Annotated in this window: 6 protein-coding genes and 1 pseudogene; 1 reads left to right on the forward strand and 6 read right to left on the reverse strand. The window is 66.7% G+C overall.

The window, feature by feature from the left end; all coding sequences use genetic code 11:
- Positions 1-99: 99 nt before the first annotated feature.
- Positions 100-1,257 (reverse strand): acyltransferase family protein, encoded by a 1,158-nt coding sequence (locus DD1DGNOD_RS09030; protein ID WP_131769881.1) that lies wholly within the window; start codon positions 1,255-1,257, stop codon positions 100-102.
- 322 nt (positions 1,258-1,579) lie between these two features.
- On the opposite strand from DD1DGNOD_RS09030, the gene DD1DGNOD_RS09035 reads away from it, so the two are divergent.
- Complete coding sequence (locus tag DD1DGNOD_RS09035; protein ID WP_165036543.1) at positions 1,580-2,455, forward strand: class I SAM-dependent methyltransferase; 876 nt, start codon at positions 1,580-1,582, stop codon at positions 2,453-2,455.
- A gap of 66 nt (positions 2,456-2,521) precedes the next feature.
- On the opposite strand, the gene DD1DGNOD_RS09040 is transcribed toward DD1DGNOD_RS09035, so the two are convergent.
- The 5 genes and pseudogenes from DD1DGNOD_RS09040 to DD1DGNOD_RS29120 all read right to left on the reverse strand — a co-directional run.
- Entirely contained in the window at positions 2,522-3,550 is a 1,029-nt protein-coding gene (locus DD1DGNOD_RS09040) for a glycosyltransferase family 2 protein (protein ID WP_346434296.1), read from the reverse strand.
- A complete protein-coding gene (locus tag DD1DGNOD_RS09045; protein ID WP_241255588.1) occupies positions 3,547-4,497 on the reverse strand; it encodes a glycosyltransferase in 951 nt (316 codons plus the stop codon). Before DD1DGNOD_RS09045 ends, DD1DGNOD_RS09040 begins: the two co-directional genes overlap by 4 nt.
- Positions 4,498-4,590: 93 nt before the next feature.
- Positions 4,591-5,607, reverse strand: coding sequence for a glycosyltransferase (locus DD1DGNOD_RS09050; RefSeq protein ID WP_241251367.1), 1,017 nt, complete (start codon positions 5,605-5,607; stop codon positions 4,591-4,593).
- Positions 5,608-5,716: 109 nt separating this feature from the next.
- On the reverse strand, positions 5,717-7,081 hold the full coding sequence (locus DD1DGNOD_RS09055; protein ID WP_131766181.1) for a phenylacetate--CoA ligase family protein: 1,365 nt from the start codon (positions 7,079-7,081) through the stop codon (positions 5,717-5,719).
- Positions 7,078-7,711, reverse strand: a pseudogene (locus DD1DGNOD_RS29120) (DUF362 domain-containing protein); the annotation flags it as partial. The pseudogene DD1DGNOD_RS29120 and the gene DD1DGNOD_RS09055, both read right to left, overlap by 4 nt.

Consider the following 7,711-nt stretch of genomic DNA (forward strand, 5'->3'; position numbering starts at 1 on the left):
AGTTCAGGCTGTTCTCGGAGCCGAAGGCGGCCCGGATGGTGAGTTTTCGCGGCCGGTGCGAGCGTGTCGACGGATGTGTGCCCGGTGTGGTGTGGTTGCTCACGATTCCTCCACCCGGGTGCCGGGGGAAAGCGGTTCTTCGGGTCTGGGCAGGCGAAGCCGCGACAGCACGCGGATGGTCCCCGACGGGCGGGGCGTCCAGTTCTTCAGCCGAAGGGCCGGGCGTTCGATGCCGAACCAGCTCAGCACCGCCGCGGCGGCGGTCACGGACAGGCAGAGTGTGAAGTATGCCGCGATGCCGTGTTGCTGTACCTTGTACACCGCCACAAGCTGTTGGATGGGAAAGGAGTATATGTACAGGCCGTAGGAGAAGTCGTGTTCCGCGCCGATCCGGTGCAGCGGCAGGCGTATACCGAGCCAGATACACAGATAAGCAAGGGGAAGATTCAGCAGTATATGTGGATCACTCAGGAACATCGAGACGATCAGAATGGCCGTGCAGCAGGCGGCGAGTATGCCTGAAAGCGGGATCCGGTCGGCGTAGAGGTAGAGGACGGAGCCGGCGAGGAACATCAGGACGAATCGGCCGAAACCGTCTGCGAAAGTGTTGCCGAGAAGCCCGGGGGCGAAACCGGGCGCCAGTCGGTGCAGTACCAGGACGGCCCACAGGCAGGCGGTGATCATCGCGACGAACGCACGCCGCCGCTGGATGATGCCGAACAGCGCGAGGACGGCGATGCCGAGGTAGCACAGAGCCTCCCAGTAAAGCGTCCACATGGAGTGGTTCCAGCCGATCGAGACAGTCAGGTTCGACGGTGGGAAGGGTACCCCGGACGGCGTGCCGGCAATGTCGTAGAAGCGTACCTTCAGCAAGGAATTGGCGATTACGTACTGTATCGGCCCGTGTGGACTGGCGGTCAGGTAGCCGTCGAAGGAGCCTCGCTCGTATCGCCAGGCCAGTGGCGCGCAGAGGAACGCCACGGCTATCAGGCTCGCCCAGAATCCGGGCAGGATGCGCAGGGCGCGGTGCCACAGGAAGCGGGACGTGCTTCTTGCGCCGAGTCGGCTTCGGGTGATCAGGAAGCCGCTGATGGCGAAAAATCCGTCCACGGCGATGCTGGCCGGATCGTAGTCACCGATGTGGATCTGGCCGAACCCACCGAGCGCCCAGGTGTGAACGATGACGACGGTTGCGGCGAACACCAGGCGCATGAAGTTGAGACTGTTGTCCTTGCTGAATCCGGTGGCGATGGTCACCTTTGTCTCTGTCCGATGTGACACGGATATCTCCGATTGCTGTGATTACGGTCGGCTCCTAATGGGAGCTGAATGTGACGTATGGTAGCGAGAATCGATTGATCTCAAGGTTTCCGACACGCCCGTAGATGGTGGTAGAGCAGTTGTCCGGGCCGGTGTGCCGCTAAAATCGGAAACATTGATGCGAACGTGCTCCCAGCAGGGTTCGGCCGCATGCCCCGACCGCCTTCGACGTCGGTCGTCCGGGCTTCGCAAGGGGCGCTCCCGGGTCGTTTCGCCGCGCTTTGGTGCACAAGGTCCACGGATAAGGAGAAGGAGCAAAATGGGTGCGGTCCGCCTGGCGCTCCGGTCGATTCCTGAAAAATTTCGGGAGCGCCGGGTCCTGGATACTCGCTGGGTTCCGGCGTTGCTTGACGCCACCCCGTCGGACAAGCGCCGACGAGTGGCGTCATGGCTGCTTTCGCTCGATTCCCGGTACGCCCGCGCAGCCGATGGGGGCAGTGGGGTGGGCCGAGCTGGCATTCCCTGGGACGGACTCGTCCGGGATCTGCTCGGCCCGTCCCTCACCGCTGACATGACCGTGCTGGAACTCGGCTGTGGACCGGGTTTCGCGACCAGGGAGGCTGTCCGCCATGTGGACGCGGTCGCCGCGGTGGACACCTCACGGGGCGTTCTTTCCTGCGCTCGCGCGATCAACCCTGACCCGGACATCGAGTACATGACTCCGGAGGAGTTCAACCGTGCGGGGCGGACCGTGGACTTCGCCTACTCCTTCACGCTCACCCAGGATCTGTCCGATGATCTGCTGCGCGGGGCGCTGGAAACCGTCTGCCGCGCACTGCGACCCGGCGGAGGTTTTCTGGTGCGTGTCGGTGCCGGCGAACCGAACACCGTGGGTGGGCAGGAGCGCACCGGGACCGACGCATTCCACACGGACGTATTCCACACGGAGACGTTTCACGAGGACAACGGTCCGGCCCGTGCCGGTGCCGACCAGATGCGTATCTTTCGCCTGGCGCGGGCCGCGGGTTTCGTCGACGTCGACATCGCGCCGGTCCGCCTGCGCACACCGGGCCCGGACGCTGTCGCCGACCAGCGCATCCTCAACGTCCTCACCGCGCGCCGGCGCGATTCGGGGGAGAAGGATCCCGCCGGGACGGGCCGGGACGCGCAGGCGGAATCCGCACCGGCACCGTAGCCAGCCCACAGTGGCCGGTTCATCGTAAACCGGCCACCGCCGGTTCAGCCGGCTCACATGGTGGGTTCACCCCGCCAGGCGGGACTGCGAAGGCGAAGGCAGCGGCACCGTTCTGGCAGGTACCGTCTCGAAGGGGTAGACAGCTTCCTGCGGTGCCGCCACGGAGGTGTTCAGAAGATAGATCATTTTCTCGTGCCAGGCCCGATGCAGGCAGAATGCCAGCCCCTGCCAGCCGTCCCGCCAGCCGCTTCTGAACACGTACATGTAGAAGAATATCGCCGGCGTCTTGAAGGGCACCAGGGGAAAGACGACGTCCCGGGCGATGGCCCGGGACAGCGGTCTGGTACTCGTCGTCCGGTTGTCGACGAGCACCTGCCGAAGCCGCTGGAACGGCCTGGTCGAGCTGCTTCGACGGCGTGCCTCCAGCTCCGCGTAGGTGATGTGTTTGTGCAGCCAGGAGGCCAGTCCCTTGCTGTCCTGGTCGATGACGTCATGTTCGAGAGCCAGTGTTGCGCCGTTGACCGACGCGCGTTCGCTGAATTCCTCTGCGGTGGCGAAGGAGGCGAATCGCCGGTCGAGCAGCCGGGCCTGCCAGCTGTTGGTGTACCACCCGCAGTGGGCTATCCAGCGTCCGAGGAAGAAGAACCGGCGACGGTGGGTGTAGGCGGCACAGTCCTCCCGCCCGAGCCGTTCGGCGATCTCCGCCGCGAGTTCGATGGGAACCCATTCGTCGGCGTCGAGGAAGTACACCCAGTCATGCTCGATGTCGGGATGGCGCATTGCCCACTCTCGCTGGCCGGCAAAGCCGCGCCATGGTTGCTCCCATACCGTGGCGCCCAGCGCCCGGGCGATATCCGGTGTCCCGTCGGTGGAGCCGGAGTCGACGACCACCACCTGCCTGCACCATCCGACCGACCGGACTGCCCGGGCGATGTCCAGGCATTCGTCCCGCGCCAGGATGATTGCGGTGACCGGTACGGACCCCGGTGGCGGCGACAGTTTCGCAGCGGCTGTGGAAGGGGCCGCGTACGGCAGCGGCGGCTGTGACGGCCGCGCTGACGTGGATCGGAACATCGCCGTGGATCGGAACATCATGGTGTCGCCTCTGCTTCACCCAGCATCCAGTTGAAGTAATGGTCGCGATCGAACGGGTTTTCCCGCTCCCGTGGCACCCGGGTCTCCAGCGCACGCCGGATCGCGTCGGCGACTTCTTCCGGATTCTCCTGGGTGAACGGCACGAGAGCGCTGCCTGCGACCTCCCGATTGTGTGGCGTGTCATGGGCGACAACCGGCTGCGCCGCCAGCCGTGCCTCCGCTAGCGGATAGCCGAACGACTCGATACGGGTGGGGTAGATGGTCGCCCACGACATCTTTCGGTATCTCGTCACCTCGGCATGCGTGATCCGGCCGATGAAACGCAGGTGACGCGCGTCGCCCACCCCTTCGGCATGCGCCTCCTGGGGAGTCGCGGTGATCAGCACCTCGACTGTTGTCCGGTATCTGTGCCGGACGATCTCCACCGCGTCGTCAATGACCCGGAGGATGTCTCCCATCCGTTTCCATCTGGCAAAAAGCACCGGACACAGGAAGACGCCCGGTTTTCGGTCGGCGACCGGCTCGGGTTCCATCGACAGCGGATTCGGCCGTACCGAAATGCGCGACGAGAGATCCGGGGCGGCCATGGCGACCCGCTGTGCCATTCCGGTGGTCGGCACCACGATCATGTCCGATCGGCGGGCAGCCTGGCATACCACCTGGGCCTGCCACGGGATCTCCCGATCGACCCGGTTCCCGAGATTCCTGATCTCCCCGGGATCCAGGAAGTGCTGTGGCTGGTGGAGCAGCAACCATCGCCGGGCGGGCGTCACCACGAACCCGACGTTGTTGAGGGAGACCACCCGGCGGTGTTTCCACGGCCGCTCGCGTTGGATCAGCCAGCTCGGGTTGACCGGCTGGTCGCGACCGATGATGCGGACGTCGGGGCGATGGTTGTCCGCCAGGTAGCCCTCGAGCTCGAGAAGCAGCCGCCGTGCGCCACCCATCTGTGCACCTGCACAGTCGACGAGGACGGTGCTTCTGTTTTCAGTCTTCATAGCTGTGCTTTCAGTCTTCATAGTGGCCCGATCCCCGGGTCCTCAAGCTGCCTTTTCCGGTGCTCCGAGCAACCAGCTGAAGTAGCGGTCCGGATCGAACGGGTTGACCGGTTCCGGCGTGAAGGTGGAGTTCAGAGCGCGGTGGATGGCTGCGGCGATTTCCGCTGGTTCCTCCTGCTGGTACGGCACCAGGACGGGTCCGGCGATGTCACGGTTGTGAGCGATGTTGCGTGCCACCACCGGTAGCGAGGCCAGCCGTGCCTCGGCCAGCGGGTATCCGAACGACTCGATACGCGTCGGATAGATCAGCGCTCGGCATCTGTTCTGGTAGTGCGCCAGCTCCCGCGGGGTCAGCCGGCCGACGAACTGCAGATGGCTGGTGTGGCCGAGGCCTTCGGCCGTGGCTTCCTCCCGGGTGGCTGTGACAATGACCTGCAGGTCGACACCGGTTTCGGCGGCAAGTGCCGAGACCGCCTGGTCCACCAGGCGTAGCAACGTCGCCATGGCCTTCCAGGGTGAGAACAGCACCGGGCAGAGCAACAGGTGCGGCTCACGGGGCTGGGTGGGTACGGGGTCGGGCCAGGACAGCGGGTGCGGGCGGATGGTCAGCCGTGACACCAGCTCCGGGGCCGCCTCGAGGACCCGTTCGGCCATGCTGGCGGCCGGTACGACCACGATGTCGGCGCGGCGAGCGGCCTGCCGGACGATCCGTGTCTGCCGCACCATGCGAGAGTCCAGCCGCGAGCTGATGCGCTCCAGCTCAGCCGGCCGAAGAAAGTGCAGCGGATTACGGAGCAGAACATAACGCGCCCCGGACGTCGCCGCGAATCCGACGTTGTTGAGTGAAATCACCCGGGCGAATCGCCCCAGTCGTTCACGACGGGCGAGCCAGGCCGCAGTGATCGCCCGGTCGCGGCCGATGACCCGGACGTTGGAGCGGTTGCTCCTGGCCAGATGCCCGTCGAGCTCAAGCAGGAAACGCAGCGCGCCGCCCATCCGGGCGCCGGCGCAGTCTATGAGGATGGGGCCCTCCTCCGCCACCGGCGTCGCTGTTCCCATGGTTTCGGATCCGTTTATAACGTCCATGTTCGTCCCACTTCTCTCCTCGGTCGGTCCGGAAAACTGTCGGTGACGTTCAGATCTGGTGGCCGGGGTCGGCGGGTCATGGTCAGGGCACGCCGGGATGCTCCCGTGCCTGCTTGTGTGCCTGGGCCGGTCGATAGTGCTGATCCACCATCACGCCCTTTCCGCGGACGCTCAGGAGCGTGTCCGGGGGGACGACGGTCACGGACACCCGCAGGCGGTCGCCCACCCGTTCCTGCAGGAGGCGCCGGGCCCGGGCGAGGTCGCCGGTCTCCGGCGGCCGGGCGGCGGCCACCCGCAGTTCCACCTCGCCGCGCCGCTCCTGCCGGAACTGGAACCTGTCGAAGACGGCGAAAGCGCTGTCATGGAAGTTCAGGGCGGCGGTGGAAATGGGCTCGTCGTCCGTCCCGTAGACCAGGGACTGGTCCCAGCGGCCGCGAACGTCGGTCAGTACCGGGAACGACGAACCGCACACGCAGCGGGCGTCATGCGGGCCCGGGGGCAGGAGGGTGCCCGCGTCCTCGGTGTCATAGCGCACCAGAGGCATGGCGGCGTTGGTCATTCCGGTGCCGACGATCCGTCCGCCGACGATCTCGGTGAGGCCGTAGGTGGGTGCGACGTGGTAGGCGCCGGCGCGGCGGGGGCATTCGCCGGCGAACACCACCTTCTCGCTCTGCCCGTACCAGCGGACCACCGGCGCTGCGAAGACGTCCCGGAAAAGCGCCAGCTGCCAGTCGAAGGCACCCTCGCTGGCGAGCAGCACCGCACGAATGCGATTCAATGCGCGATGCGGTCCGGTCCGTGCCACCCAGCGCGCGAACGGCGTGACAGCCGACGGGTATCCCCAGACGGCCACCGGCCGGAATTCACCGAGCCGGTCCAGGAGATCCGCGAAGGTCCGGTCCGACAGGTGGAACGGGGACACCAGGAAATGGTTGTACGCCGGCTGGAACAGGATGGGACGGTCGGCGAAGCCCGCGCCGAGGCTGCCTCCCCGAAAAGTGATTTTCGGGTCGGTCGGCCGTACTCCCACCCGTCCCCACACATGGGCGATGTGGGCCCATTCGGTGAAGAACGACGAGTAGGAGATCCGCAGGTCCAGTGGCTGCCCGCCGGTGCCGCCCGTGGTGACCCGCCGCGCGGGCACCCGTGGATTGGTGAAGGAGCCGGCAAGGCTGCGAACGGTTTCCTTGCCCAACACCGGAAGATCGTCGAGTGGGCCCTGGAGGTATTCCGGACGTGCCCGGTAGTACGGCACCGACCGGCCCCATCGCCGGTGGAACCGGGCCAGCCGGGACAACTGCCACTGGCGGACCTCGGCCGCGTCGGCCGACTCCAGCCGGGCGAGTGTGCGCAGGTGGCCCTGCACCAGCGGGCTGGCGCAGGCGGCGCCGAACGCGGCGGCACCGGCCCGTGACCCGAACACCGAGCTCGCCTTCGTCCGGGTCATCGAGGGACCGCCGGAGGTGGCTCGTGTTCGACGTACCCCTGCCAGGCGAAGTGTGCCTCGGCCCGCATGACCGCCTCGACCGGCAGCGATCCGAGGTTGCCGTGCCAGGGATCGTGGTCGGAGACGATCTCGATATCGCGCCAGTCGCCGTGGGCCAGCGGCAGGCTCCGGCACGCGAACGCCTGGCGGACCACTGGCACCCGCTCGGGGTCGAAGCCGAACAGGTACGTGACGGCCGCGTCAACTGCGGCCGGTGTGGTCCCGCAGGCCAGTAACCGGGCGGGCAGCGGGTCGGGATTCATGGGACCGTTGCGCTGCCCCGCGATCACCCCGTCCACGAGGACGATGTGCTGCCGGTTCGGGTCGGGGGTTTCGGCCACGGTGCCGTCCGGCCGGCCGTATTCCAGGATCTTGTTCAGGTCGAGGCACATGCGCCACACCGTGTCGTTACCCCACCAGTTACCGCTGCGTACCACGGTGTCACCGCCTCCGAACACCTGACTGCCTCCGTGGCGGGCGACCCTCAGCACGCGGCCCCCCAGGCGAGGCGAGACCGCTGCCGCCCGACGCAGCCGGGTGGCGACGGCCCGTTCGAGCGAGTGCCGGGAGCTGCGGCTGGGATGTTCGTCG

It is taken from the genome of Candidatus Protofrankia californiensis, from assembly GCF_900634765.1.
In the GTDB taxonomy this organism is placed as follows: domain Bacteria; phylum Actinomycetota; class Actinomycetes; order Frankiales; family Frankiaceae; genus Protofrankia; species Protofrankia californiensis.

Excerpts from the sequence above, each read along its gene's own strand:
- DD1DGNOD_RS09055 (WP_131766181.1), bottom strand. The coding sequence starts at position 7,081 with ATGACCCGGACGAAGGCGAGCTCGGTGTTCGGGTCACGGGCCGGTGCC.
- DD1DGNOD_RS09035 (WP_165036543.1), top strand. The coding sequence starts at position 1,580 with ATGGGTGCGGTCCGCCTGGCGCTCCGGTCGATTCCTGAAAAATTTCGG.
- DD1DGNOD_RS09050 (WP_241251367.1), bottom strand. The coding sequence starts at position 5,607 with ATGGGAACAGCGACGCCGGTGGCGGAGGAGGGCCCCATCCTCATAGAC.
- DD1DGNOD_RS09045 (WP_241255588.1), bottom strand. The coding sequence starts at position 4,497 with ATGGGTGGCGCACGGCGGCTGCTTCTCGAGCTCGAGGGCTACCTGGCG.
- DD1DGNOD_RS09040 (WP_346434296.1), bottom strand. The coding sequence starts at position 3,550 with ATGATGTTCCGATCCACGGCGATGTTCCGATCCACGTCAGCGCGGCCG.